The organism is Rhodoferax sp. GT1R46 (assembly GCF_056521285.1).
In genome coordinates, this window is sequence record NZ_JBWMBC010000009.1 from 77030 (window position 1) to 102515 (window position 25486).

Annotated in this window: 26 protein-coding genes; 14 read left to right on the forward strand and 12 right to left on the reverse strand. The window is 58.2% G+C overall.

The genetic code is table 11. The features are described from left to right. The first annotated feature begins 39 nt into the window (after positions 1-39). Positions 40-666 carry a Crp/Fnr family transcriptional regulator gene (locus AC097W_RS17645; protein WP_479603942.1) on the forward strand — a complete coding sequence of 209 codons (627 nt, stop codon included), beginning with the start codon at positions 40-42 and terminating at the stop codon, positions 664-666. Here AC097W_RS17645 and AC097W_RS17650 read toward each other — a convergent pair. Further along, positions 663-1961 (reverse strand): TRAP transporter large permease, encoded by a 1299-nt coding sequence (locus tag AC097W_RS17650; protein WP_479603943.1) that lies wholly within the window; start codon positions 1959-1961, stop codon positions 663-665. The genes AC097W_RS17645 and AC097W_RS17650 overlap by 4 nt on opposite strands. 221 nt (positions 1962-2182) lie before the next feature. Here AC097W_RS17650 and AC097W_RS17655 point away from each other — a divergent pair, with 221 nt between their 5' ends. Next, complete coding sequence (locus AC097W_RS17655; protein ID WP_479603944.1) at positions 2183-2674, forward strand: glycine zipper 2TM domain-containing protein; 492 nt, start codon at positions 2183-2185, stop codon at positions 2672-2674. A 2-nt stretch (positions 2675-2676) separates the two neighbouring features. Here AC097W_RS17655 and AC097W_RS17660 read toward each other — a convergent pair whose 3' ends face one another. Next, on the reverse strand, positions 2677-4353 hold the full coding sequence (locus tag AC097W_RS17660) for an AMP-binding protein (protein ID WP_479603945.1): 1677 nt from the start codon (positions 4351-4353) through the stop codon (positions 2677-2679). 243 nt (positions 4354-4596) lie between these two features. Here AC097W_RS17660 and AC097W_RS17665 point away from each other — a divergent pair, with 243 nt between their 5' ends. After that, positions 4597-5091 carry a glycine zipper 2TM domain-containing protein gene (locus AC097W_RS17665; protein WP_479603946.1) on the forward strand — a complete coding sequence of 165 codons (495 nt, stop codon included), beginning with the start codon at positions 4597-4599 and terminating at the stop codon, positions 5089-5091. 13 nt (positions 5092-5104) lie between these two features. On the opposite strand, the gene AC097W_RS17670 is transcribed toward AC097W_RS17665, so the two are convergent. From AC097W_RS17670 to AC097W_RS17680, 3 genes are read right to left on the reverse strand one after another with little or no spacing between them, the layout of a single operon-like run. Next, complete coding sequence (locus AC097W_RS17670) at positions 5105-5584, reverse strand: TRAP transporter small permease (RefSeq protein WP_479603947.1); 480 nt, start codon at positions 5582-5584, stop codon at positions 5105-5107. 2 nt (positions 5585-5586) lie between these two features. Continuing rightward, the gene (locus AC097W_RS17675; RefSeq protein WP_479603948.1) at positions 5587-6591 is read right to left on the reverse strand and encodes a sialic acid TRAP transporter substrate-binding protein SiaP; all 1005 of its coding nucleotides are present in this window, start codon (positions 6589-6591) and stop codon (positions 5587-5589) included. Next, positions 6588-6728, reverse strand: a complete 141-nt coding sequence (locus AC097W_RS17680) for a hypothetical protein (protein WP_479603949.1) — start codon at positions 6726-6728, stop codon at positions 6588-6590. The genes AC097W_RS17675 and AC097W_RS17680 overlap by 4 nt, the downstream gene beginning before the upstream one ends. 231 nt (positions 6729-6959) lie before the next feature. Here AC097W_RS17680 and AC097W_RS17685 point away from each other — a divergent pair, with 231 nt between their 5' ends. The 6 genes from AC097W_RS17685 to AC097W_RS17710 all read left to right on the forward strand — a co-directional run bounded on the left by AC097W_RS17685 (position 6960) and on the right by AC097W_RS17710 (position 12065). Then, positions 6960-7190, forward strand: coding sequence for a hypothetical protein (locus AC097W_RS17685; protein ID WP_479603950.1), 231 nt, complete (start codon positions 6960-6962; stop codon positions 7188-7190). Positions 7191-7473: 283 nt separating this feature from the next. Then, entirely contained in the window at positions 7474-8604 is a 1131-nt protein-coding gene (locus tag AC097W_RS17690) for a hypothetical protein (protein WP_479603951.1), read from the forward strand. Positions 8605-8622: 18 nt separating this feature from the next. Next, positions 8623-8892 (forward strand): hypothetical protein, encoded by a 270-nt coding sequence (locus tag AC097W_RS17695; protein ID WP_479603952.1) that lies wholly within the window; start codon positions 8623-8625, stop codon positions 8890-8892. A 62-nt stretch (positions 8893-8954) separates the two neighbouring features. Beyond that, positions 8955-9734, forward strand: coding sequence for a hypothetical protein (locus AC097W_RS17700; protein ID WP_479603953.1), 780 nt, complete (start codon positions 8955-8957; stop codon positions 9732-9734). An 11-nt stretch (positions 9735-9745) separates the two neighbouring features. Further along, positions 9746-10111 carry a hypothetical protein gene (locus AC097W_RS17705; protein WP_479603954.1) on the forward strand — a complete coding sequence of 122 codons (366 nt, stop codon included), beginning with the start codon at positions 9746-9748 and terminating at the stop codon, positions 10109-10111. Continuing rightward, a complete protein-coding gene (locus AC097W_RS17710; protein WP_479603955.1) occupies positions 10086-12065 on the forward strand; it encodes a DUF262 domain-containing protein in 1980 nt (659 codons plus the stop codon). The genes AC097W_RS17705 and AC097W_RS17710 overlap by 26 nt, the downstream gene beginning before the upstream one ends. A 148-nt stretch (positions 12066-12213) precedes the next feature. On the opposite strand, the gene xdhB is transcribed toward AC097W_RS17710, so the two are convergent. Together xdhB and xdhA are read right to left on the reverse strand one after the other, a co-directional pair. After that, positions 12214-14538, reverse strand: a complete 2325-nt coding sequence (gene xdhB, locus AC097W_RS17715; RefSeq protein ID WP_479603956.1) for a xanthine dehydrogenase molybdopterin binding subunit — start codon at positions 14536-14538, stop codon at positions 12214-12216. Next, on the reverse strand, positions 14535-16034 hold the full coding sequence (gene xdhA / locus AC097W_RS17720; protein WP_479603957.1) for a xanthine dehydrogenase small subunit: 1500 nt from the start codon (positions 16032-16034) through the stop codon (positions 14535-14537). The genes xdhB and xdhA overlap by 4 nt, the downstream gene beginning before the upstream one ends. Before the next feature lie 84 nt (positions 16035-16118). Here xdhA and AC097W_RS17725 point away from each other — a divergent pair, with 84 nt between their 5' ends. The 5 genes from AC097W_RS17725 to AC097W_RS17745 are packed head-to-tail and all read left to right on the forward strand — an operon-like array spanning position 16119 to position 21811. Then, entirely contained in the window at positions 16119-17051 is a 933-nt protein-coding gene (locus tag AC097W_RS17725; protein ID WP_479603958.1) for a LysR family transcriptional regulator, read from the forward strand. A 22-nt stretch (positions 17052-17073) separates the two neighbouring features. Next, positions 17074-18603 carry an ABC transporter ATP-binding protein gene (locus tag AC097W_RS17730; protein WP_479603959.1) on the forward strand — a complete coding sequence of 510 codons (1530 nt, stop codon included), beginning with the start codon at positions 17074-17076 and terminating at the stop codon, positions 18601-18603. Continuing rightward, entirely contained in the window at positions 18596-19675 is a 1080-nt protein-coding gene (locus tag AC097W_RS17735) for an ABC transporter permease (RefSeq protein WP_479603960.1), read from the forward strand. The genes AC097W_RS17730 and AC097W_RS17735 overlap by 8 nt, the downstream gene beginning before the upstream one ends. Further along, positions 19675-20595, forward strand: a complete 921-nt coding sequence (locus AC097W_RS17740; protein ID WP_479603961.1) for an ABC transporter permease — start codon at positions 19675-19677, stop codon at positions 20593-20595. The genes AC097W_RS17735 and AC097W_RS17740 overlap by 1 nt, the downstream gene beginning before the upstream one ends. A 55-nt stretch (positions 20596-20650) precedes the next feature. Continuing rightward, on the forward strand, positions 20651-21811 hold the full coding sequence (locus AC097W_RS17745; RefSeq protein ID WP_479603962.1) for a BMP family ABC transporter substrate-binding protein: 1161 nt from the start codon (positions 20651-20653) through the stop codon (positions 21809-21811). A 58-nt stretch (positions 21812-21869) separates the two neighbouring features. On the opposite strand, the gene AC097W_RS17750 is transcribed toward AC097W_RS17745, so the two are convergent. From AC097W_RS17750 to AC097W_RS17770, 5 genes are all read right to left on the reverse strand, one after another. Then, positions 21870-22487 (reverse strand): DsbA family protein, encoded by a 618-nt coding sequence (locus AC097W_RS17750; RefSeq protein ID WP_479603963.1) that lies wholly within the window; start codon positions 22485-22487, stop codon positions 21870-21872. Between the two features lie 51 nt (positions 22488-22538). Beyond that, entirely contained in the window at positions 22539-23267 is a 729-nt protein-coding gene (locus tag AC097W_RS17755; RefSeq protein WP_479603964.1) for an SDR family oxidoreductase, read from the reverse strand. 30 nt (positions 23268-23297) lie between these two features. Continuing rightward, complete coding sequence (locus tag AC097W_RS17760) at positions 23298-23885, reverse strand: TetR/AcrR family transcriptional regulator (RefSeq protein WP_479603965.1); 588 nt, start codon at positions 23883-23885, stop codon at positions 23298-23300. A gap of 111 nt (positions 23886-23996) precedes the next feature. Further along, positions 23997-24938 carry a UbiA family prenyltransferase gene (locus AC097W_RS17765; RefSeq protein WP_479603966.1) on the reverse strand — a complete coding sequence of 314 codons (942 nt, stop codon included), beginning with the start codon at positions 24936-24938 and terminating at the stop codon, positions 23997-23999. Positions 24939-24984: 46 nt separating this feature from the next. Further along, positions 24985-25368, reverse strand: a complete 384-nt coding sequence (locus AC097W_RS17770) for an RcnB family protein (RefSeq protein WP_479603967.1) — start codon at positions 25366-25368, stop codon at positions 24985-24987. Positions 25369-25486 lie beyond the last annotated feature (118 nt).

Sequence of the window (25486 nt, forward strand, 5' to 3'; positions counted from 1 at the left end):
TCAATGTGCATTCGGCTCAGGCGGGGCACAGTGGCCCCCATGCTAGCCAACGAATCCATGCTTTTAGACTGCCCCATCCACACGGTCGTGGCCGGTACGGCGCTGCTGCATCGTGCGGCTGCGCTCGGGACGGTCATATTTGTTGAGTCGGGCCGCGTCGCGCTGGGCATAGCAGGTGCCGACGGCACGCTGGAGCACCAGTTGGGTGTGGTCGAAGGGCCCGGATGGCTGGAGGCAACGGCTGCGGTGCTGGATCTGCCCAGCGCTGTGGACGCAGTGGCCGAGACGGATGTCATTGTGCGGCGTTTGCCATTGTCTGAATTTCGCACTGCTTTGGGAACATGCTCTGCGTCCGAGCACTCTGTGCTGGTGGACGTGGCGCGAGGGCATCGCCAGCAAACCGAATTGGCTGTCAGCCGGCTGGCCAAAGACGCAGAGGCACGTTGCGCTGAATGGCTGTTGCGCCACGCTGAATCCACAGACAAGGGCGTCTGCTCCGTGCGTTTGCAGCAGCGCAAGCGCTTGATTGCCGCCCAACTGGGCATTGCGCCTGAAACACTCTCCCGTGTGCTTCGCCATCTACGGGAACGCAGCCTCATCAGCGGTTCGGGACGTGTGGTGAATCTGGTGGATCCCAGCGGTCTGCGCACACTGGCAGGAATTTAGAGGGTTTTGTAACCCATCGTCTGCGGCAACCACAACACGATTTGTGGGAACACCGTCATGGCGATCAGCAGCAGCAGCAGCATCACCAGAAAAGGCCAGCCCTCCTTCATCATCTCGCCAATCGGGATGCCGGTGAGCGCCTTGGTCACAAACAGCAGCATGCCAAACGGCGGGTGAATCAGCCCGATCATCATGTTGAGCACGACCAGCACGCCAAAGTGCACCAGGTCCACACCCAGCAGCTTGGCGGCTGGTAGCAGCATGGGCACAAAGACCAGCAGCAGCACGGACACATCCAGAAAGCAGCCCAGCACCAGAAACATCACGTTGACCAGCAACAGAAACTTGAGTTGCGACAGGTGCATGCTGTCCACCCACTGCGCCATGGCCTGCGGCACCCCTTCGGCGGTAAACGCGTAATTCAGCATGAAGGAGCCCGCCAGAATCAGCGTGATTACCGCGCTGCCGCGAGTGGACTCCATGACCACGCCCCAGAAAGCGCGCCAGGTCAGCGCCCGGTACACCACGCCTGCCAGAATCAATGCATGCAGGGCCGCGACCGCTGCGGCCTCGGTGGGGGTAAATGCACCCGAATAGATGCCCCCCAGCAGCACGATGGGCATGGACAGGGGCAGGGCGCCACGGAACAGAATGGAGGGCCATTCGCGCAGGGGCACCGGCGCTTCACGCGGCATGTTGCGCTTGACCGCAATGAAATGCACCACCACCATCATCAAAATAGCCATCAAAAAGCCGGGCACCACGCCCCCTAGAAACAGCGCGCCCACCGATGCGCCCGACACCAGCGCGTAAATCACCATGGGAATGGAGGGGGGAATGATGGGCCCCAGCGTGGCACTGGCTACCACTACAGCCCCGGCAAAGCCGCGGGAGTATTCGGGCTTCTTGAGCATCTGGCGGATGGTGACCAAACCCGGGCCCGCTGCATCGGCAATGGCGCTGCCGCTCATGCCCGAGAAGATCACGCTGACCAGAATGTCCACCTGCGCCAGGCCACCGCGCATGCGCCCCACCAGAATGCGGCAAAAGTCAAAAATGCGCTCGCTCACCGTACCGGCGTTCATGATGTTGGCGGCGAACACAAACAGCGGCACCGCCAGCAGTACATAGCTGTTGTACAGGCCGTTGCCGACCTGCTCGGCCACCAGGCCCAGGTCCTGGTGCTTGACCAGCAAATAGGCAAAGCCCGACGCCAGCATCGAAAAGCCAATGGGCATGCGCAGCAGCATACCCGCTACCAGCACGCATACGAGAACGGTGATTCCAGAGGTCATATCAGGGGAGTAGTGCCATTCAATTCGTCAACAGGAGTTCCGCAGCCACGCGGAACAAAGTGACGCCGATTTTGCACTGAGCCGATGGAGCGAGTCTCTTTCGCTTGATGAATCGCAAGAGTCTGCTGGGCGTTTTATGGCATTTTCATAGTGGTGCGATGGCGGTGGGTGCTCCGTTACCAGCCAAAGCAAATCTCAACCCAGCCGTGAGGAGAAATTTCATGAAAATCGTGAACCACTTTGGATCTATTTCGGGATTGGTCGCTGCGCTGGCACTGGCCGGCTGCGCCGAGTTGACAACACCAACCACCACATCGGGCTCCGCAGCTGCAGCCCCGCAGGCAGTTGGCGCCATAAGCGCTCGCCCGGGGGTAGGCGTGGTGCGGTCTATTGAAGCGGTACAGCAGGAGGTCGCGGGCATCGGCGGTACCGGCGTGGGGGCTGGCACCGTTGTGGGTGGAGTGGTCGGTGGCGTTGTCGGCAGCCAGGTGGGCCAGGGTTCAGGCAAGACCGCGGCAACCGTGTTGGGTGCTGCAGCTGGCGCCTACGCTGGCCACGAGCTGGAAAAAAGGAGCCAGCAACAATCGCCAGCGTACCGAATCACGGTGCGAATGGGCGATGGCAGCACCCAAACGGTGACCCAATCCACGAACCCTGATATTCGGGTCGGCGACCGTGTCAGGATTGATAACGGTGTCGCGCAACGGTATTGATATCAGCGACTGGGACCTGAGGGCGCGCGCAGCTCTCGACGCAGAATCTTGCCGATGTTGGTCTTCGGTAAGGGCTCAACGCGGAACTCGACAATGCGCGGCATCTTGTAGCCTGTGAGATGTGCCTTGCAGTGTGCGAGCAGAGCGGCTTCCGTCAACGTCGGATCCTTGCGTACCACCACCACTTTGACCGCCTCGCCGGAGCGCTCGTCGGGCACGCCGATTGCGCCGGCCTCCAGCACGCCGGGGTGCATCGTCAGCACATCCTCAATCTCGTTGGGAAACACCTTGAAGCCGGAGACCACGATCATGTCTTTCTTGCGGTCGGTGATACGAACGCTTCCACTCTCGTCCATCACCCCCATGTCGCCCGTGCGCATCCAGCCGTCAGCGGTGAACATCTTTGCCGTCTCTTCAGGGCGGTCCCAGTAGCCCTGCATGACCTGCGGGCCACGCAGGCAGATTTCGCCCACTTGGCCCAGCGTGACCAGTCCGCCGTCGTCGTCGAGGATGGCCGCCTCGGTACTCGGGAGCGGCACGCCGATCTGGCCACTCCACTCCTGAATGGTGACCGGGTTGGCGATGGCCACTGGAGCGGTCTCGGTGAGGCCATAGCCCTCCACCAGCGCAGTGCCGGCTCTTTGCCTCCAGCGATGGGCCACCACGTTCTGCACTGCCATGCCACCGGCCACCGTCAGCTTCAGTTGACGCAGTTCGACATCCGTGAAGCCCGGTGCGTCAAGCAGCGCGCGGAACAGCGTATTCACGCCAATGATCGCTGTGAAGGGGGTTTGCCTGAGAACCTTCAGGAAGGCTGGCATATCCCGTGGGTTGGCAATCAATACCGCCAGCGCACCTTTGCTGAAGAAGGACAGGGCGCCCGTGAGTGCGAACACGTGGTACAGCGGCAGCGGAATGACCAGCGTCTCTTCGCCATCATTGAGCTTGGGGGACATCCAGGCCGCGACCTGGAGCACATTGGCCACCATGTTGCCGTGGCTGAGCATCGCGCCCTTGGCCACCCCGGTGGTGCCGCCGGTGTACTGCAGGAAAGCCAGGTCGTCATGGGTGAGCGCTACCTCGTCGAGCGAGCGGGTGCGGCCAGCAGCAAGCACCTGGTTGAACGACACGGCACCGGCCAGCCGCCATGGCGGCACCAGCTTCTTTACGTGCTTGACGACGGCGTTGGTCAGCAGCCGCTTGAGCGGCGACAGAAGATCACCCACCTGCGTCGTGATGATGGTGCGAATCGGTGTGGACTCAATGACCTGTGACAGCGTGTGCGCGAAGTTCTCCAGCACCACGATGGCGGTTGCGCCCGAGTCTTTAAGTTGGTGCGCAAGCTCGCGCGGGGTGTAAAGCGGGTTGACATTGACGACCACCATGCCGGCGCGCAAAGCCCCAAACAACGCAACCGGGTATTGCAGCAGGTTCGGCATCATCAGGGCGACACGTTCACCACGCTGCATTTTCGCCACCGTCTGGAGCCAGACTGCAAAAGCCCGGCTTGCTTCGTCGAGCTGACGAAAAGACATCGTCGTGCCCATGGAACGATAGGCCGGCAAGTCGCCAAAGCGCTCACAGGTGGCAACCAGGACGTCCTTGAGCGAGGCGAATCGATTGATATCGATCTCTGCCGGTACGCCGGGCGGGTATTGGTCCAGCCAAGGCTTGTTCATAACTTCTCCCCTATCCATTTTTCTGGCGGGTCGGCAACAAAGCCGCCGACATCAACCGCCTATCGGGAGCGGTGTTGGCATTCTTGCGCTTTGTGCAGACATACGCAACATCTTTTGCCGGTTCTTTTTGCCTGTTCCTGGTTACGTGCCGTTACATCCGAAACACTTTCTTCGTCACTTTCCCGGCCGTGCCGCGCGTTGTAGATCTATCGGCCGTCACCACGGCTTTTAACGGAGAACCAAATGGAAATGAATCAAACGTCGAACCGCATCCACCCCCTGATGGCAGGTGCCGCTGTATCGGTCATGCTGGTCAGTCTCTTGGGCGTCGCGGCGCTGACCGGGGTTCTACCTAATTCCCATGCCACAGCGAATGAAACACCTCGTATTGCAGCCCAGGCTGCCCCCGTAGAAGCTCTACCCAAGCCGCTGTCCGCACCTCAATCCACATCTGTGCAACAGGTAGCCGTCCGCAGAACTGCCGCGCATCAACACGCCGCCGTGCAGGTGCAGGATCAGAATCAAGCGCAGACCCGCCAGCAGCCTGCACCGGCACCCGTGTACCAGCAACCGGCACCGGTTGCGCACAACAGCCCCATTGGCATCGGAATCGGTGCGGTCGTCGGCGGATTGCTGGGCAACCAGATCGGTGGCGGAGAAGGCAAGACCCTGGCAACCATCGCAGGTGCTGTGGGTGGCGGATATGTGGGTAACGAAATCGCCAAGAGAAATCAATAGTCTCGCAATAGCCTCAAAGACGCAGCTCTGCGTCCAGCCCGACTCCCCGGGCCGCCTGCCAGATGGCCCAGGCGCTACGCACGACCAGGGCCACCATCAGCAGCACAAACGGCAGGTACACCCACATAAAGGGAATACCCAGCACGGGCGTGCCTTCGCGTTGCATGAAATGCACGTAATCCCAACTGGCGGGCAGGCCTGCCAACGCGAGCCCGCCGATCAGCAGGTTGCCCACAATCTGCATGATCTGGCGGCCGCGTCGGCCTACGCTGTTCCACACCAGATCGAAGACGACATGTTCACGCTCGGGCACGACCACGGCTGCAGCCCACAGGATGACCCAGACGTACAGAATCACCGCGGCCTCATCGGTCCAGGGTAGGGGCTTGTTGAAGCCAAAACGCGCTGCGATCTGAATGATGAAAACCACGAACAACGTCAGGAACAGGCTGCCGCCAATGGCATTGGCGCCGCCTCTAAGCCAGCGGAGCATGTCTATTTGGTCGCGTTGATGCGTTCAACCAGGCCCTTAGGCCAGACCTGGGCGTAGTCCGAGGCCTGGTACGTGGCTTGTACTGATTTATGGAATGCATCCACATCGGGCACGGTGACTTGCAGCCCTTCCTTCTTGAAGAACTCCACCAGCTGCGATTCTTCCTTGATGTTGTTGTCGTTGTTGTAGAGCGCAGCGGCTTGTGCGGCCGCGCTGACCTTTTGCTTTTGCGCGGGCGTCAGAGCATTGAAGGCCTTGCTGGCGATGGCAATAAACAGGCTGTCCACCAAGTGGCTGGTCATCACGATCTGCTTGGTTACTTCATAAAACTTGGCGGCGCGCACGCTGGGCAGCGGGTTGTCCTGGCCATCGATGGTGCCGGTCTTGAGGCCCAGGTACACCTCGCCAAACGCCAGCGGCGTGGCGGTAGCGCCCAGCGCGTTGCCCAAAAAAAGCCAGTCTTTGGAGCCTGGCATGCGCAGCTTGATGCCTTTGAGGTCGGCCGGGGTTTTGACGTTGCGGACTTCGCGCAGATTGACCTGGCGCGTGCCCAGATAGCAAGTGGACAGCACGGTGATGTCCATTTTTTCGGCCACGGTTTTGAACATCTCGGCACCAATCGGGCCGTTGAACACCTTTTGCTGGTGCGCCGGGTCGCGCAGCATGTAGCCCGCCGTGAACACCGAGAACGCGGGCACGATCTTGGCAATGTCGGCAGGCGAGATCGACGTCAGCTCCAAGTTGCCCCGCGCCATGGCGGCGGGTTCTGCGCCCTGCTTGAAGAGCGACGCGTTGAGGTTGATCTGCACATCAAACTCGCCGGGGGCGCTTTTCTCCAGCGTGTCTTTGAACACGGTCCACATCTTGGCGTGCCAGGCATCCGGCACCGCGGGGGTGGAGATGCGCAGCACGGTTTTGGTCTGGGCCAGGCCGGGCAGGGCGATGGCGCCCAGCGCGGCAGCAGCGCCCAGCAGGGTACGGCGGCTCAGGGATGAAGATGAAATCATGGTTTTGTCTCGGGCTTGATAAGGGGAGCAGTTACACCAAATGCGGCTGCCATTATTTGCGCTTGCGGCGGTGCCGAATTATCAAACATTGTCCATTCATCGGCCAATGGCGCATAGAGCGTGAAAAAGTTGATCATGCTGCGTGAGAAGCGCCGGCGCACCACATCCGTGGGTACGTGATACTGGCGCGAGACTTGATATCGTTCCAGGAGGTGGGTGTAGGTTGTTTTAAGGTAAATCGGTCTCTACCCCTCGTGTAGTATGCGTATAAAGCTATAAAATCAATAGCACAACAGGGGCTAGCTCGCGCGGGCAAGTCTCAGGCATCGAGCAGATGCTCGGCTGTCGCTGGCTGGATGGTGAATCTGGTGAACCCCGGCGCTGTTCGCGCTCCGGCAGGAATTTCAGACGCCTTCATGCGTGTGGCTGGTTTTTACATGAGGCGCTGTCGTATCGATCAATCGCTGCACTTTGAAGGCGAGCAATTTGCTGTCATGTTGCTGTCTGTTTTGCAGCGTAAACCGACCACCACGACAGGCAGATTACGGGAAGTCCAGTTCAGCAAGATGCCGCAAACTTATACGCTCACTTCACTTTGATTTGCGAATGAGTTGATGAATAGGGATCACACCGAAAGAGTGGGGTCTGAGCACGGTTCTGGGCGTGTCAATAAAACGACCGATTGATTGACGGATATTTCACAGTGAAATTTGTCCTCGATCGGTCACTGATGGCACTCAATGCCAGGGTCAAAGGCTTTTCACGTCCTTAGGCAAAATCCGTATCCAAAAATAAATTTTAGAAATTTGTTGATATCAACAATATTTCGACTTATGATACGTTAAATCGTTGATATTGACGACATTTCAACTAAGGAGTGACATGCAAAAAGTGACTGTGTCCAATGAATCCTTTTCTGATTTTCCAGTGCTGTTTGGCAAAGAGGAATTCAAAAAGGCCATTCTAGAAACCATGTTGGTGCTGATCCAGAAAACAAATCTCGCATTTGCAGGATCTTCTGCAGATGAATGTCTGATCAGCGAAGGGCGTGTGTGGTCGCTGCTGACTTCAAAGCCTTGTCATTCTCGGATTTTGTACGACCCAGACGTAGTTCCAGACGACATCGCCCTTGAGTTTGCAGATGTTGAGCATTTGGCCATGGTTGCATCGTTGATGCAACTTTATGACTACGGTGTTCATGGAATCCTTGATACGTCCATTAGAGGTGATTTCGACAGGTTCGACGGATACGAGAACCAGGTAGCACGCATTCTTTACGACCTGGACCACTCGACATTTCTTGATGAATGGGGAAATTACGGCGTTTCTAGCAATGCAATTTCAGTCAAAAAGTGCGCTTATGTTTACGAATTGGCAAACGCTAGGCTAATGCTAGAGGGGTCAACAGAGGGATTTTTCCTGGATGACCGTGAAGCCGGCTTTCTCTCAGTCCGTCAACTTGCTCTACTTTCCGGCATGACGGAGGCGAGCATTCGTACCATGGCATCTCGCAGAAAAAAAGGGCAAGTGTCAACAACTGGCGGAGGCAATAGTCAATTGATAACGACGAACGATGGAAAAAACACATCCATTGATATCAATGACGCCAAGGAGTGGCTGAAGGCAAAGGGTCGCTACGTTCCCATCGTAAACAAGCGAAATCGGGGAGTGGTTGACTTCACGACCCATAGACATGCATCAACGCGAGATATTGAAGACGCTATTTTTGATCGCATTGAATATCTAACGAAACTGCGCGGTGAGGAATCGGTAAATGCGCTAATTGAGAGCGCCGGTATCGTGCGCGTTCTTCAAGAAGTGTTGCCAGGTACTGGCATCGTACGGTTCTCTCTTGGTGAAGATCAATTGCTGAACACCGATCTAATGCATCGTTTGGCCGAGGCATTGGAAATGCCTGCCAATCTGTTTGTTCTACGGGTGGCAGAGGCCGTCATGCAAGACAAGCTTCGTGAAATCGAAAAACAGCTCAAACAAGTCCAACAGCCCAAATAACACCAGGAGGCAAACAACATGATGACAAAACATGCCCAAATTTGCAGTCAGCAACGTGGCATTCCACCCGTGATGGTTGATTTGTTGCTTCAGTTCGGTGCCACCGAATCTGCTGGCGATGGTGCCAACAAGATGTTTTTTGACAAATCGGCACGTCGCAAAGTCGAATGCTATTTTGGACAACTCGCCTCCCTCATAAACCAACATCTCGATTTATACGCAATCGTGGGTGCGGATGATCAGGTCATCACCGTAGGGCATCAGCTTGAACGAATCCGCCGCCATTGAATTTTCCTTTCATCCCCAAGAATCAAACTGAATATCACTGCAACGAAATATTAAAGAACCCTATGGACACCACTCAATTCAAACAATTTTCCATCGTTATTCGCTCCCTCTCTCCCGACGATCTTGCTGGCGATCCATCACTGAATAAAAAGCTTCGCATCGCCCAAGATGGTCTTGTGGAGGTTTGCTACGCGCCATTCGAATACATCAACCCGAAGGCGCGCATCGTAATTGTTGGTATTACCCCAGGGCGTACGCAGATGCTCAACGCATTGCGTGAGTGCCGCCGCCAGTTGGATGCAGGTGCTGACGATCAGCAAGCTTTAAAGGCCGCGAAACAAATCGGCGCATTCAGTGGGGCCATGCGGCCCAATTTGGTGGCCTTGTTGAATCATGTCGGCTTGCAAAATTGGCTTGGAATTTCCAGTTGCGATGCACTCTTCGGTGAAGCGTCTTCGATGGTTCAAACGGCATCGGTGCTGCGCAACCCGGTTTTTGTCAATGGCGACAACTACAACGGCACGCCCAACATGATCACACATCCTTTGTTGCAAAAGCAACTGATTGATGGCCTCGGGCAGGACGCCAAAGCGCTGCCCGACGCGGTGTTTATCCCCTTGGGTGACAAAGTGGCACTGGCACTCCATTTTTTGGCGGATCGTGGTTTGATTGCCCAGAAAAGAATCCTGGATGGGCTGCCGCATCCCTCTGGAGCTAATGCCGAGCGAATAGCCTATTTTCTGGGTAATAAGGAGCGCACCGCGCTCTCTCGTAAGACGTCTCCAGACAAGCTTGATCAAGCGCGTGCTGGGCTGATGGCCCGAGTGGCTGAACTCGCTTAAAGAAAGAAAATATGACTGCCACTGCCTCAATTCTCGCCGCACAAGCCGAAGCCATTCTGTGTCAACAGTTTGCCCAGTTGCGTGAACCGACAAAATACATCGCCAGTTTTAGAACCAAAACAGGCAAACATATCGCACTGACGCGACAGACCAAAAATGACATTTACATCTGGGCATCATGTTGGCCAAAAACGATGGATGGCATCACAGTAAAAAACACCAGGTTTCCTGGACTCCCCTATTCAGAAAATCAACCACGAAGCTCAAATCTAAGCACAGCATCGAGTCAGCTTGGCATTGGTAATCAAGCTTATTACCTGAAGTGCGACACGTTGGGTGCCTTGGAGCGTTTTGCTCATTGGTACGACAGTATGTGAACGATTTTTCGAGAAAACAAATTCCGTATTCCGTATTCCGCTCAATCATGACGGAAATACAGAACCGCTGTCAAAAATTACTTGGTTCAAATTTATGAAATATCAGTCAAACACTATCGGTACGATTCTTTCCCGCATGAATCGGGACATTTATATTCCCGGAATTCAACGTCCCTACGTATGGGAACCAGAACAAATCGTCAAGCTGTTTGACTCATTAATGCGAGGGTATCCCATCAACTCGTTCCTCTTTTGGGAATTGCAACCAGGTAATTTCGGCGATTGGGATATTTACCAATTTGTGCGCCGCTTTCGGCAAGGCAATATCCACAATGAAACTGCGACTCCCGATATCAACCAACCGGTCGTGCTGGTACTCGACGGTCAGCAACGTCTGACTTCCCTTTTAATCGGCCTTATGGGCAGCTACACCATGCGCCTTAAAAAAGCCCGTAAGGCGACGGAATCATCTTGGTTTGAGGATGCACTTTACCTTGACCTGCTGCAACAAGCGGATCTGGGTGAAGATGCGGATCCTGATGAAGCGGCCGTTCGTGAGAACTACTACGGGTTCAAATTCTTGGCTAACGAAAAGCCACCAGGCAACAGCAAGAAACACTTGTGGTTTCGTGTTGCGGACATCATGGGAATAACCAGCAGTGGTCAACTGGCCGCCGCCACCGAACAACTATTGATGATGCACCCCCACCTTGAGAGCGATGTGCAAGAGGTTGTTCGCACCAACCTCATGCGCCTGTTCGACGTGATATGGAAAGAAGACAGCATTTGTTACTACATGGAGCGCGACCAGCAATATGAAAAAGTTCTCGACATCTTCATTCGTGCCAATGACGGCGGTACCAAACTCAGCAAAAGCGATCTGCTGATGTCCATGATCACCTTGCGTTGGGAGAGCCTGCATGCTCGCAACGTGACGGAAGAGCTTGTCTACCACCTTCGCGATGTCCTGGATCAGGAGAAAAGTTTTGACCGAGATTACCTGCTGCGTTCGGGTTTGTTTTTTAATGATCTTGATTTTGCGTTCAAGATCAGCAATTTCACACCGCGCAACATTGCCATTATTGAAAGCACCTGGCTGGCAGTAGAAAAAGCCTTGCGAATGAGTGCTGACATCTTCAGAAAGGCGCTGATCACTGGCGGCCATCTGACTGCAAGCAATGCCGTCATGCTGGCGGCTTGTTACCTGTACAAGCTCAACAAAGGTGTTCCGCTGGAACAATGGGCATGCCCACCGGAAGATGAGGAGCGCATTCGCAAATGGATCGTCGGTGTGCTTTTCCATGGTGTGTTGGGCGGGGCCGCCAACATCACAATGGAGTTGTACCGTCGGGTTCTCAATGAGAGTTTTTTGTCAAAAACAGAGTTCCCAGCGCAATCGCTTGTCACCAATCTGACGCGCAGAGGGCGGGTGATGGATTTCGATGCAAATGCGGTCGAACGATTCGCAGCTACCCAATCCAAGGGGCGCCTCGGCCAACCGGCACTCAGCCTGTTGTACAACCGAACCGATTGGTCAACCGAGCAATGGATGGTGGTTCAGGTCATTCCGTCACACCGTTTGGACGACGATCGGCTTCTGTCGGTGGGTGTGCCCATAGGTGAGGTGTCACAGTTCAAAAGTTGGGGTGGCTTGTTGGCGAATTGTGTTTTATTGACGCAAGCCGAATTGCGCGAGTATCACCAACTTGACTTTGAAGATTGGGTCACCAGTCGAACTGATGCATGGCTCAAAGAGCACTTGCTTCCAAGCAATTTTGCGCTCTACCATGAACGATGCTTTCTTGACTTCATCAAAGCACGCACGGCTCTTATCGGTGGGCGCCTATCTTCCTTATTTGAGGAACCAACAACTGCCTGCGTTGCCACTCGACAGATACCAGCCCGATTCATGCCTTCTAATGTCGGCTTTCTGGAAGGCAGATCAGTGAATTGAATGTCGCTTCTTGGCCTGCTGGAGCCGGAGGACTTGAGTAAGGGGTCTTTTTTACTGGGCACCTGCATCAGGCCAGGAGTTGACCGCCAAGCCGTTCAACCACCGGTCGTTTGTTTCTCAAATTCGCCCGTCAAGCAATCACCGTTTACTAAACGGATGGGGTTTGATGGAACCCCAGGCTGCGCAACACGTTTTCAGCGGTTGCGGGTGCAGTTAACTGGACTATTTCCCCATCATCCCGGGCCTGCGCAATGGCGTCGCGCAGCGCCTCATAGACGCTGATGGCCAGCATGAAGGGCGGCTCACCCACGGCTTTGCTGCCAAACACGTTGTCCTCGGGGTTGGGCTCGTGCCACAAATCAACCTTGAAGTGTTCGGGCACATCACCCGCCGTGGGAATTTTGTAGGTGCTGGGGGCGTGGGTGGTGAGCGCGCCCGTGTCGTTCCACACCAGCTGCTCGGTGGTGAGCCAGCCCATGCCCTGCACAAAGCCGCCTTCGATCTGCCCGATGTCGATGGCCGGGTTGATGGATCGGCCCACGTCGTGCAGGATGTCCACTTTGAGCACCCGACTCTCGCCGGTCAGGGTGTCAATGGCTACTTCGGTGCACGCAGCGCCGTAGGCAAAGTAGTAGAACGGGCGCCCGCTCAACGTGGCTTTGTCGTAGTGGATTTTGGGGGTGCGGTAAAAGCCGTCGCTCCACAGCTGGATGCGGTTGGCGTAGGCCAGTTTCACCACCTCGTCAAAGCTGCGCGTGTTTTTGGGTGAGAGCACCTGCCCGCCTTCAAAGCGGATGGCCCCCGCGCCCACACCGTCCAGCCCGCACACAAAAGCCGCCAGGTTGTCGCGCACATGGCGGGCGGCAAACTGGGCGGCGCGGCCATTCAGATCGGTGCCAGCTGAAGCGGCCGTGGCAGAGGCGTTGGGGATCTTGCTGGTGTCGCTGGCGGTGCAGAGCACGCGGTCATACGCAATGCCCAATTCGTCGGCCACGATTTGCGCGACCTTGGTGTTCAAACCCTGGCCCATCTCGGTGCCGCCGTGGTTCACCTGCACGCTGCCGTCGGTGTACACATGCACCAGCGCACCGGCCTGGTTGAACAGGGTGGCGGTAAACGAAATGCCAAATTTCACCGGGGTGATGGCCATGCCGCGCTTAAGCACCGGACTGCTGGCGTTCCAGGTCGAAATGGCCTGTACCCGTCGTCGATATTGCGCAGATAGCTCTAGTTTTGATAGCAGTGGCAGGAGAATGTTGTCCTCCACCTTCATCTGGTAGTGGGTGGTGTCGCGCTTGTTTTGGCTGCCGGGAATGGCTTCGTCGCTGTACAGATTGCGCACGCGCACGTCCAGCGGGTCCATCTTCAAACGGCGGGCGATGTCGCCCATGATGGTTTCGATCAGGATCACGCCCTGCGGCCCGCCAAAGCCGCGAAAGGCAGTGTGGCTTTGGGTGTTCAGTTTGCAGCGGTAGGAGGCAATCTCTACATCCTGCAGGTAATAGGCGTTGTCGCTGTGGAAGATGGCGCGGTCGGCAACCGGGCCCGACAGGTCGGCGCTGAAGCCGCAGTTGGCGGCCATCATCAGCTTCAAGGCGGTAAGGCGGCCGGTGGCGTCAAAGCCAGCGGTGTAGGTGTAGGCAAAAGGGTGGCGCTTGCCGGTGATCAGAAAATCGTCGTCGCGGTCCAGGCGCAGCTTGATGGGGCATTTCAGCTTGAGGGCGGCCACGGCGGCCCACACGGCCAGGTGCCCGGCCTGCGTTTCTTTACCGCCAAAACCACCGCCCATGCGTCGGCACTCCACGCGCACGGCATGGTTGTCCAACCCCAGCGCGTGGGCGACCCAGTGCTGCACCTCGCCGGGGTGCTGGGTGCTGCTGTGGACCACCCACTGGTTTTGTTCCTGCTGCAGCACATAGGCCACCTGGCCTTCAAGATAGAAATGCTCTTGCCCGCCCACTTCCAGCGTGCCGCTCAGGGTGTGGGTGGAGGTAGCCAGTGCTGCGTCGGCATCGCCCCGACGCACAAACACGGGGGGCAGCACGTAGCTCTTTTCTTCCAGCGCTTTTTGCACGTTCAGGATGGCGGGCAGGGCTTCGATGGTGAGTTGCACTTTGCGGGCGGCGCGGCGTGCCTGCATCACCGAGGTGGCGAGAACCAGCCCGATGACCTGACCGATGTGCTGCACCGTGTCCGTGGCAAACACCGGCTCGTCGCCCGCAAAGGCGGCCAGCATCGGGTCGCCGGGAATATCCTGGGACAGCACCACGTCCACCACGCCGGGCATGGCCAGCGCGGCAGTGCAGTCCACCCCCAACAGGCGCCCATGCGCCACGGTGGAGAGGATGGGCGCTGCGTGCAGCGTGCCCCGCACTTCGGGCATGTCGTCGACATAGGTGGCGGCGCCAGCGACCTGCGCACGCGCGCTCTCGTGGGGGCGCGAGACGCCCGCGGCGGCTGGATGCTTGCTCATGCTGCTACCTCTTGCGCCGTGGTGTCCAGGTCCAGAGTGTGCAGGTCCGTCTGCACCGTGCCCTGGCTCTCCAGCCAGAAGCGTTGCAGCAGGTTGCCCAGCACGGTGCTGCGGTAGGCGGCGGTGGCGCGCATGTCGGACAGCGGCGTGAACTCGCCGCGCAGCACCTGTGTGGCGTGGTGCACGGTGGCCTGGGTCCAGGGCTGCCCTATGAGGGCGGCTTCGGTTTGGCGCGCGCGCATTGGCGTGGCGGCGACACCCCCGGCGCCTATGGATGCGCGCATCACCACCCCCTGTTCGACATGCAAATTCAGGCCCAGGCACACGGCAGAAATATCGTCCTCAAAGCGCTTGGAGACTTTGTAGACCCGTGATCGCTCGGATGCGGTGGCCTTGGGCACCTTGATCCAGGCCAGCACTTCGTCGGGCTTGAGCACATTCTTGCGGTAGCCGGTGTAGATGTCTTCGAGCGGCAACTCGCGGTGCGCCATCTTCTTGCCGCTGTGGCGCATCAGCACCACGCTGGCCCCCAGCGCAATCAGCAAGGGCATGGAGTCGCCAATCGGCGAGCCGTTGGCCACGTTGCCGCCCAGTGTGCCGCTGTTGCGCACGGGCAGGCCGGCAAAGCGGTGGGCAAATTCGGCGAGCTGGGGGCGGTCGGCCACCAGTGCGGCAAACGCGTCGGTCAGCGTGACAGCCGCGCCAATGGCGAGGTGCTGCGGGTACTGCTCGATGCGGCGCAACTCGGCCACCTGCGTGAGGTCGATCACGCGGTCAAACTGCTGGTGCTGCTTGGTGACCCACAGGCCGACATCGGTGCAACCGGCCACCAGTTGGGCGTCGGGGTGGCGCGCGCGCGCCTTCAGCAGATCGGGCAGTGACCGCGGAGAAATATATGCAAAATCGGCTTCTAGCCCCCGTGGAATATGCGCAAGTAGCTGCAAATTTGATAGCACTTCGGCCTCGTTCACGCGCACCGCGGGCAGCGTTTGCATGGCTTGCGCAGCGTCCAGAATGGGGCGGTAGCCGGTGCAGCGGCACAGGTTGCCCGAGAGCGCGGTTTGCGCCTGCGCGCGGGAAATGGCTTCGCCCTTGGTGATCTGGTTTTGGTGCTTCTGGTACAGGCCAAACAGGCTCATCACAAAGCCGGGGGTGCAAAAACCGCATTGCGAGCCGTGGCAGTCCACCATGGCTTGCTGGGCCGGATGCAGGTCGCCGTTGGCGGTGCTCAGGTCTTCTACGGTCCATAGCGCCATGCCGTCGATGGAGTGCGCCATGCGGATGCAGCTGTTGACGGCGCTGTATTTCACGCTATCGCCGTCAGCCTCACCAATGACCACAGTGCAGGCCCCGCAGTCGCCCTCGCCACAGCCTTCTTTGGTGCCCGTGCAGTGCAGGTCTTCGCGCAGCACTTCGAGCAGCGTGCGGTTGGTGGCAATGGCGGGCAGGGTGACGACTTCGCCGCGCCGGAAAAATCGCAGGGGTTGGGTGTTCATGGGCAGTTCCTTGTGCGGGAGGGTAAATCGGGAGGCCCCCCGTGTGCATACGCATTAGGATATGACACAAATCAACGCACCCGTATGAGAGACCACGCCCTTTTCGACAAGATAGACCTTCACTTGATCAGGGTCCTTCATACCGTGCTAACCGAACGCAGCGTCTCCAAAGCCGCCATCCGCCTGGGCATGCACCAACCGGCGGTGAGTGCTTCGCTCAAACGCCTGCGCGAGTTTGCGGGAGACCCGCTTTTGGTGCGCTCAGGCTCCGGCATGGTGCCTACCGACGCAGCCCTGCGCATGCTGGAGCCCAGTGCCAGTATTTTGCGTGCCGCCGAGATGCTGTTCTCCGATGCCCGGGGGTTTGAGCCGGCTACGGCACGCAACACCTTTCGCATTGCCGCCAGCGATTACCTGGACCCCCTGTTTTTGCCGCAGCTGGTGGCGCAGATCAAGTCGCAGGCACCCTTGAGCCAGATTGAAATCCATTCACTGTCCAGTGCCTCGGACTACCGCACGCAGCTGGCGCAGGGTGATGTGGATGTGGTCATCGGCAACTGGCCTGAGCCGCCGCAAGAGCTGCACCTGGGCCGCTTGTTTGGCGACGAAGTGGTGTGCCTGGTGTCCAAAAAACATCCGGCGGTGCGGCGCGGCTGGGACCAGTCGTCGTGGCTGGAGGCCGAACACATTGCACCCGGCGCCACCCACCCCGGGGCCAAAGGTGTGATTGATGGCTATCTGGCCGCATTGGGCCTGCAACGGCACATTGCCGCACGCTGCCCCTATTTTGGGCAGATACCCGCCATGGTGGCATCAACCTTGCTCGTATTGACCACCGGACGGCAGTATTGCGCGCGGTTTGTGGACGCACTGCCGGTGGTGATTCTTCCCTGTCCCGTTGTGTTTCCCAGAATGATGTACTACCAGCTTTGGCATGAACGCACCCACACGTCGGCGCACGGTCGCTGGTTGCGTGAGCGTGTAAAGTCAGTCGCAGCAGCGTTAAAAAGAGATTGAAAAGACCGAGGCACACAAGCGAATGGCAACCCCCAGACTCCAATTGACCGGTATCACCAAGGCCTACCCCGGCGTGGTGGCCAATAGCGATGTGTCGCTCACCGTCATGCCCGGCGAAACCCATGCGGTTCTGGGTGAAAACGGTGCCGGCAAGTCCACCCTGATGAAAATCATCTACGGCTCCATCAAGCCCGATGCGGGGCAGATGATGCTCAACGGGCAGGTCATGCACATCCGCAATCCCAAAGAGGCGCGGGCCAACGGCATCAGCATGGTGTTTCAGCACTTCAACCTGTTCGACACCATGACGGTGGCTGAAAACGTATGGCTGGGCCTGGCGCGCGAGTCGCTGGAGCAGGTAACGGCCAGCATTGTGGCCAAGGCCACCGAATATGGGTTGGACATTGACCCGGCGCGCCCGGTGCACACCTTGAGTGTGGGTGAGATGCAGCGTGTGGAAATTATTCGCGCTTTGCTCACCCGCCCGGAGTTGCTGATTCTTGACGAGCCGACTTCGGTATTGACCCCGCAGGCGGTCGAAAAACTGTTTGTGGTGCTCAAGAAGCTGGCCTCTGAGGGCTGCAGCATTTTGTATATCTCGCACAAGCTCCACGAGATTCGTGAGCTGTGCAACGCCTGCACCGTGCTGCGCGGTGGCAAGGTGACTGGGGTGTGCAATCCCAAAGAAGAATCCAATGCTTCGCTGTCGCGCATGATGATTGGTGCCGAGCCGCCCCTGCTGGAGCGGCGCCCCAAGCATGCGGGGGCTGCGCTGATGACCGTCAAGGGCTTAAGCCTGCCGCGCGAAGACCAGTTTGGTGTGGATCTCGATGGTATTCACCTGCATGTGCGCGCAGGTGAGGTGGTGGGAATTGCCGGAGTTTCTGGCAATGGCCAGAAAGAGCTGTTGTATGCGCTGTCGGGGGAGGACACGCGTTCGCCCCAAGGCAGCGTTCACATGGGTGAACGCGATGTAGGCGGCTTGCACCCCGGTGCGCGCCGCAAGCTCGGCCTGCATTTTGTGCCCGAAGAGCGCCTGGGCCGGGGTGCCGTACCCACGCTGAGTCTGGCGCACAACCTGCTGCTCACGCGCACCGAATCCATTTCCATGCCGCGCTTTGCGGGCGGCTGGATTCGGGTGCGCCAGCTGGAGGCGCATGCCGCGCGGCTGATCAAGCAGTTCAAGGTCAAGGCCGGTGGGCCGCAGGCGGTGGCGCGCTCGTTGTCGGGTGGCAATCTGCAAAAGTTCATCGTGGGCCGCGAGATTGATGCCAAGCCCAAACTGCTGATCGTGTCGCAGCCCACCTGGGGCGTGGATGTCGGTGCAGCGGCGCAAATTCGGGGTGAACTTCTGGCGCTGCGCGACGCGGGTTGTGCTGTGCTGGTGGTGAGTGAAGAGCTCGATGAACTGTTTGAAGTGTGCGACCGTCTGCATGTGATTGCGCGTGGCAAGCTGTCGCCTTCGGTACCCATAGCGGAGGCCACGGTGGAAAAGATTGGTGAATGGATGAGTGGCTTGTGGGAGCAGAAGGGCGAGGTGCAGCATGTCTAGACTCAAGCTCGAAGCCCGCCCCCAGCCCTCGCAGCTCTGGAGCTATGCCTCGCCCCTGCTGGCGCTGGTGTGCACCGTCATCATTGGTGTGATTTTGTTTGCGCTGCTGGGCAAAGACCCGTTGCGCGGCTTGCAGGTCTTCTTTTGGGAGCCTATCAAGAGCGGCTATGCGCTGGGCGAACTGGTGGTCAAAGCCACGCCGCTGCTGCTGATTGCGCTGGGGCTGGCTGTGTGCTTTCGCTCCAACGTCTGGAACATTGGTGCTGAGGGGCAATACATTCTGGGGGCCATTGCCGCCAGCGGCATTGCGCTATTGGCCGACAAAACTACCGGCGGCTGGATTGTGGTGCCCGTGCTGCTGGCCGGGGTGCTGGGCGGCGTGGCCTGGGCCGGTATCACGGCGCTCTTGCGTGACCGCTTCAATGCCAACGAAATTCTGGTGAGCCTGATGCTGGTGTACGTGGCTGTGCAGGTGCTGGGTTATCTGGTGTTTGGTCCGTGGAAAGACCCCCATGGCTACAACTTCCCGCAAACCCAGAGTTTTGAAGCGGCGACCCGCATCCCCCGCCTGTTCACCGGCTCACGCGTGAGCATCGGGCTGATCTTTGCGCTGGTGGGAGTAGCCGGAACCTGGATATTCTTGTTTCGCACCCGCGCAGGCTTTGCCCAGCAGGTGGGCGGCCTGGCACCCGCAGCAGCCCGCTACGCCGGGTTTTCATCCCGTCGTGCGTTGTGGACGGCCTTGTTGATATCGGGTGGCATGGCGGGCCTGGCGGGCGCACTGGAAGTAGCTGGGCCTATCGGCCAGCTCACACCCTATGTGCCAGCAGGTTATGGCTTTGCGGCCATCATCGTGGCCTATGTCGGGCGGCTGCACCCGGTGGGCATGGTGTTTTCTGCCATTCTGATGAGCATGTTTTACATTGGTGGGGAACTGGCGCAGTCGCGCATGGGCCTGCCGAAATCGCTGACCGGGGTTTTTCAGGGCTTGCTGCTGTTTACGCTGCTGGCCTGCGACACACTGGTGAATTACCGGCTGCGCTGGATGGCGACCCAAGGAGGAATTAAATAATGGACTCCTACGCACTGCTGATAGCCGCCACGCTGAACGCGGGCACCGTGCTGGCCATCGCCTCACTGGGGCTGCTGATCAACGAAAAAGCCGGTATCGTCAACCTCGGTGCCGAGGGCATGATGCTGTGCGCCGCCATTGCCGGTTTTGCCACCGTGGTGCATACCGGCAGCGACACCCTGGGTTTCGCCGCCGGTTTGGCGGCAGGTGCGCTGATGGCGGCCATATTTGGTGGTCTGGTGATCTGGCTCAACACCAATCAGTACGCCACAGGCTTGGCGCTCAGTCTGTTTGGCGCAGGCTTTTCGGCCTTTGCCGGTATTGGCTACGTGCAGGAAAAAATCCCCGAGCGACCCAGTTTTGCAGTGCCCTATTTGTCGGATATTCCGCTGGTGGGGCCGGCCCTGTTTCGCCAGCACCCACTGGTGTATTTGACCGTGGCGTTTGTGTTTGCATTGATCTGGTTTTTGTACCGCACCCGTGCCGGGCTGATTTTGCGCAGCGTGGGCGAGAGTCCTGAGTCCGCCCACGCCCTGGGTTACCCGGTGCGCTGGATTCGCCTGGGCGCTGTGGTGGTGGGTGGTGCGCTGTGCGGCCTGGCCGGTGCCTACATCTCCATCATTTACACCCCGCTTTGGGTGGAAGGCATGGTGTCGGGCAAGGGCTGGATCGCGCTGGCACTCACCACCTTCGCCACCTGGCGGCCCGCACGTGTTTTGCTGGGCGCCTATCTGTTTGGCGGCGTCACCATGCTGCAGTTCCATTTGCAGGGGGTAGGCGTTGAAGTGCCCAGCCAGTTTTTGAGCATGCTGCCTTACGTGGCCACCATCGTGGTGCTGGCGCTGATCTCGCGCAACCCCCGCTGGATTCGTATTAATATGCCCGCTGCCATTGGCAAGCCGTTCTACCCCGGCTCCTAGATTTTTGATCCCTGTTTTATTTACTGCAACCCAAACTTAACAAGAAGGAAATGAAATGACAGATTTGCAAAAGCGCTCATTGCTGAAAATGGCAGCACTCACAGCGGTGGCAAGCGCCGCGCTGGTGGGCTGCGGCAAGAAGGAAGAGCCGGCACCTGCGCCGGCTCCCGCCCCAGTCGCCTCCGCGCCTGCGCCGGCACCCAAGCCCGAACCTCTGAAAGTGGCATTTGCCTACATCGGCCCTGTGGGCGATGGCGGCTGGACCTTTGCACACGACAACGGTCGCAAAGCGCTGGAAAAAGAATTCGGCGACAAGATTGTCACCTCGTTCGTGGAAAACGTGCCCGAGTCGGCGGATGCCGAGCGCGTGCTCCGCGACATGGCTAGTCAGGGCAACAAGCTGATTTTCGGCACCACCTTTGGCTACATGGAGCCCATGCTCAAAGTTGCCGCCGATGTGAAAGACGTGAAGTTCGAACACGCTACCGGCTACAAAACGGCGGAAAACATGGCGACGTACGACAGCCGCACCTACGAAGGCGCCTACATGGCGGGCGTAATTGCCGGCAAGATGACCAAGACCGGCACGCTGGGTGTGGTGGCTTCGGTGCCAATTCCTGAAGTGATTCGCAACATCAACAGCTTTACCCTGGGCGCCCAAAGCAGCAACCCCAAGGTCAAGACCAAAGTGGTGTGGGTGAATGAGTGGTTCAACCCACCGAAAGAAACCGAAGCGGCTACCAGCCTGATCAACGGCGGTGCCGACGTGCTGTTCCAGAACACCGACTCGCCTGCCGTACTCAAGACCGCACAGGATAAAGGCAAGCGTGCCTTCGGCTGGGACTCTGACATGACTGCCTATGGCCCCAAAGCCCACCTGGCATCGGCGGTTATTAACTGGGGTCCGTACTACATCAAGGCCACCAAAGATGCACTGGATGGCAAGTGGACGGCTGGTCAAAGCTGGTGGGGTGTGAAGGAGGGCGCGATTGACATCGTGTCCATCGCCGAAGACGTGCCCGCGGAGACCAAGGCTAAAGTGGACGAGGTCAAGGCTGGTCTGAAAGATGGCAGCTTCGTCATCTGGAAAGGCCCGATCGTGGACAACACCGGCAAGGTGCAAATTGCCAAGGATGCCGTGGCTGACGACAAGTTTCTGGGTGGTCTGAATTTCTACGTCAAAGGCGTGGAAGGCAAGATTCCTGGCGGCAAGTAATTCGCAGGGAATTTTTTCCTTAATAAAAAAAGGCCGCTCTTGAGCGGCCTTTTTTTATTTATTTTTGAGCCCGTTGTTCGGCGATTTGCAATTCAAGGTCCAGAAGGCGATCCTTGCCGAAGTACATCTCGTCACCCACAAAGAACGTCGGCGATCCAAATGCACCGCGCTCGAAAGCATTCTGCGTGTTGGCCATCAGTTTCGCCTTGATTCCAGGGTCTTGGGACCGTTCCAGCAGCGTCTTTGCGTCCAGTCCCGCGTTCTGTAGAACGGCCTGTATCTCGCCTGCTTCATTGAGGTTGCGCCCCTGCTCCCACATCGCCGCATACATGGCATTCACATAGGGTGCGAAGCAACCCAGCGATTCCGCTGCTACCGCGCCACGCATGATGGACAGTGTGTTGACGGGAAAGAAGGGGTTGAACTTGAATGCGGTGATTCCATGTTTGTTCATGAATCGCTTCATCTCCAGCATGTCGTAGGCGCGCTTGTTGGGAATGTCCGCGGTCGTCTCCGCAGGAGACCGGTTGTTGCTTAGCTTGAACAAACCACCCAGGAGGACCGGAACGTATTGAACCGCCACGCCCGTGCGCTGCTCCAAGGCGGGCAGCACTTTGTGGCACAGGTAGGCATTGGGACTGCCGAAGTCGAATAGAAATTGAACCGATGCATTCATGGGTGTCTCCATGGGAGTGGTTGAAACAAGGTCGTTGGGCGCTTGAGTTGCTTACCAAGGCTCATTCCAGGGGCGCAATTCCGTTTCATGCGTCCAGGCGTCACGCGGTTGCTGGTGAATCTGCCAATAGGCCTCGGCAATGTGGTCTGGATTCAGGATGCCTTCATTTTCTTTTTGCGCGTATTTCTCCGGGAAATTGCTGCGGATGAACTCCGTGTCAATGGAGCCGTCTATGACTGGGTGCGCCACATGAATACCCTTGGGCCACAACTCCCGCGCCATGCTCTGTGCCAATGCGCGCAAAGCGTGCTTGGCTCCGGCAAAGGCCGCAAAGCCCTCGCGGCCGCGCAAGCTCGCGGTTGCGCCGGTAAAGATGATGGTGCCCCGACCACGGGGCAACATCACCTTGGTGGCTTCACGCCCCATGAGGAATCCCCCGAAGCACGCCATCTCCCACACTTTTTGGTACACGCGCGCGGTGGTCTCCGTAATGCCAAAGCGGACGTTGGCGCCGATGTTGAAGACGGCCACTTCGATGGGAGCGATGTCGCGTTCAATTTGTTCGATCAGCGACACCATGTCGTCTTCCTTGCGGGCATCACTCCCAAAGGCAACCGCCACGCCGCCCTCGCCGCGGATTTGCGCCACCAGGGGCTCCAGCTTGTCGGCGTTGCGCCGCGTCACGCAGGCGATGTAGCCCTCGCGGGCAAAGCGTCGGGCAATGGCACCGCCGGTAGCGTCCCCGGCACCGATGACCAGGATGGCCTTTTTGGGTTCCATGAAATTGACTCCTTGATTGAAGTGGGTTTTCTAAGCGTGGTGTCCAGGGTGGACACCCGATGGATCGTTCAGCAGCCGCTCCGCGGAACGGCGCAGTGCAGTCAGCAGTTCGCGCTGCAACTTTTCATCGGACAGCGCACGCGCGATCATGACCGCGCCTACGTTTTGGGCGATCAGGGTCCAGGCACCATCTGACGATCCTGTCAGTCTTTCGAGGCTCGCGTGAACTTCCTGCATGCCTTGTTGAAACACGTCGCGCACGGACGGGTCGGCCCTAGCAACCTCCGGCGTCAAAGACGGCAGCAGGCAACCCTGTTCTGGATGTTTGACGTGCCGGAGACTCAGGTAAGCGTTCATCGACTTGACGGCACCGGCGCGGTCCGTGGGCTCGATAGCGTCGTACATCTGCGCTGTGCGTTTGAGCTCGGCTGAAATCAGCGAAGCAAACAGATCAGCCTTGCCGCCGAAGTGCTTGTAAAGCGAGCCGGTCGTGACGCCGGCTGCAGCAGCCAACTCCGACATTCCACTATCACCAAAACCATATTGCTTGGCATGGCTACCGCCTGCGGCAACGAGGCGTAGTCTGGCTGAATCTTTGTATTCCTGGGAGTAACGCATCACTGAACTCGAAAAATTGACTTGATGGCAAGAGGGCTCGTCAATAGGATAACACTCGTTATCCAATCTTGCAATCAATCAGGATCAATTCTTCAAGGTGATTTCAATGACTCAATGCCGGCTCAGTGCCAGTGCGATGGCAATCAACAGACCATTGATATTGGCCGCCGCTATGGTGGCTTTGATGGCGGGAGCCAGTTGCGCCGGCGAGGCAGCCTGTTGCAGCAAAGTTCGGCTCGCCATGAATGACAGAGCAGCAGGTAGCAAGCCCAAGGCGCACAGCGACGGCAGTGCGCCCGTTGTAACGGCCAATGCCAGCCAGAGATAGGCGGTAGCGGTCATCCCCAAATAGCCCCAGCGAGCCTTCTGCGCACCCAGGCGAACGACCAGGGTGCGTTTTCCAGCCGCTGCATCAGCCTGGATGTCGGGAAACTGGTTGAGGAAAAGAATGGCGGCCACGAGAAGCGCAAAGGGTAGGCTTGCTACCAGTGGAAGTGCAGCAAACGCTCCACGCTGGACGAAATCAGTGCCCAGCACCACCAGCATCCAGCCGCACACAATAGCCAGTTCACCCACGCCGCGCGCCATCAGTTGCAGTGGCGGCGCGGAATACGCCCATGCAACCAGTAACCCTGCCAGTCCTATCAGGATCAGTCCAGGGGCGGACTGTGCCGTCAACCACAGTCCGGCTGGAATGACCGCTGCCAGCAGGGCGTAGCCGAAACGCCGTGTTTCGCGCAGGCTTAGAACCCCATTCTGGATGAATCGGCTGCCGCCAGTGAAGGGAAATAGCCGAGTTTGATTGTTGGCATCGGTACCGCTCAGTGCATCGTAGTAGTCGTTGACCACGTTGGCGCCGGCATGGGCTATCAATGCAAAAAAGACCGTCAAGACCGCCTTTGCCACGTCGATCGTCAGTCCGTCAGCGCGCGCAGTGCCCAAGCCAATCACGGCGCCAGCAAACGTGACGCTGAGAAAGGCCGGCCGTGTCGCGGCGAAGTAGGTCGCCAATGGATTGGTGAAACGCTGCAGGCTGGGTTCCAGTGGGTTCATGGTGCCACTAGTTTGCCCGATCTTTTTTGCAGGTGCGGGCAGGCGCCTAGTTCAGAAAAATCTGAAAGATGATGCCGGTACCAATGGCGACCAGGACATAGTCGCCACCGGTTTGAACCCAGTGATAGCCACGCGGAGGTGCGCTCAGTCGGTGGCCACGCCAGTCTTCCACTACATATTGGTAGCTGCGGTAAGCGTAGGGCAGTCGATTGCCCCGGCGCAGATCGTGCTCCGGTCCCGCGCCACGCGCTTCATATCCCCGGCGGTCATCCGCGCGATCCTGGTGTTTGTCTCGTCCATGTCCCCGGTCATGCTGGTTGTGTTTGTCTTCCTTCCAATGCTTTTCATTCCCATTGTCCTTCGCAAACGCGGAGGCGCCTGCCAACAGGCACATGGCAGCGACGATGGATATCGCGGTTTTTATCTTCATTCGTATCTCCTTGGTTTTTAAACAGCAGCACGATGCTTTACGTGCCTTGCAGGTGAATGTGGCTGAGCGGTTGATGGATGTCTGTGCGCTGAGGTACATAGCGTCGTGGTCCCTGATG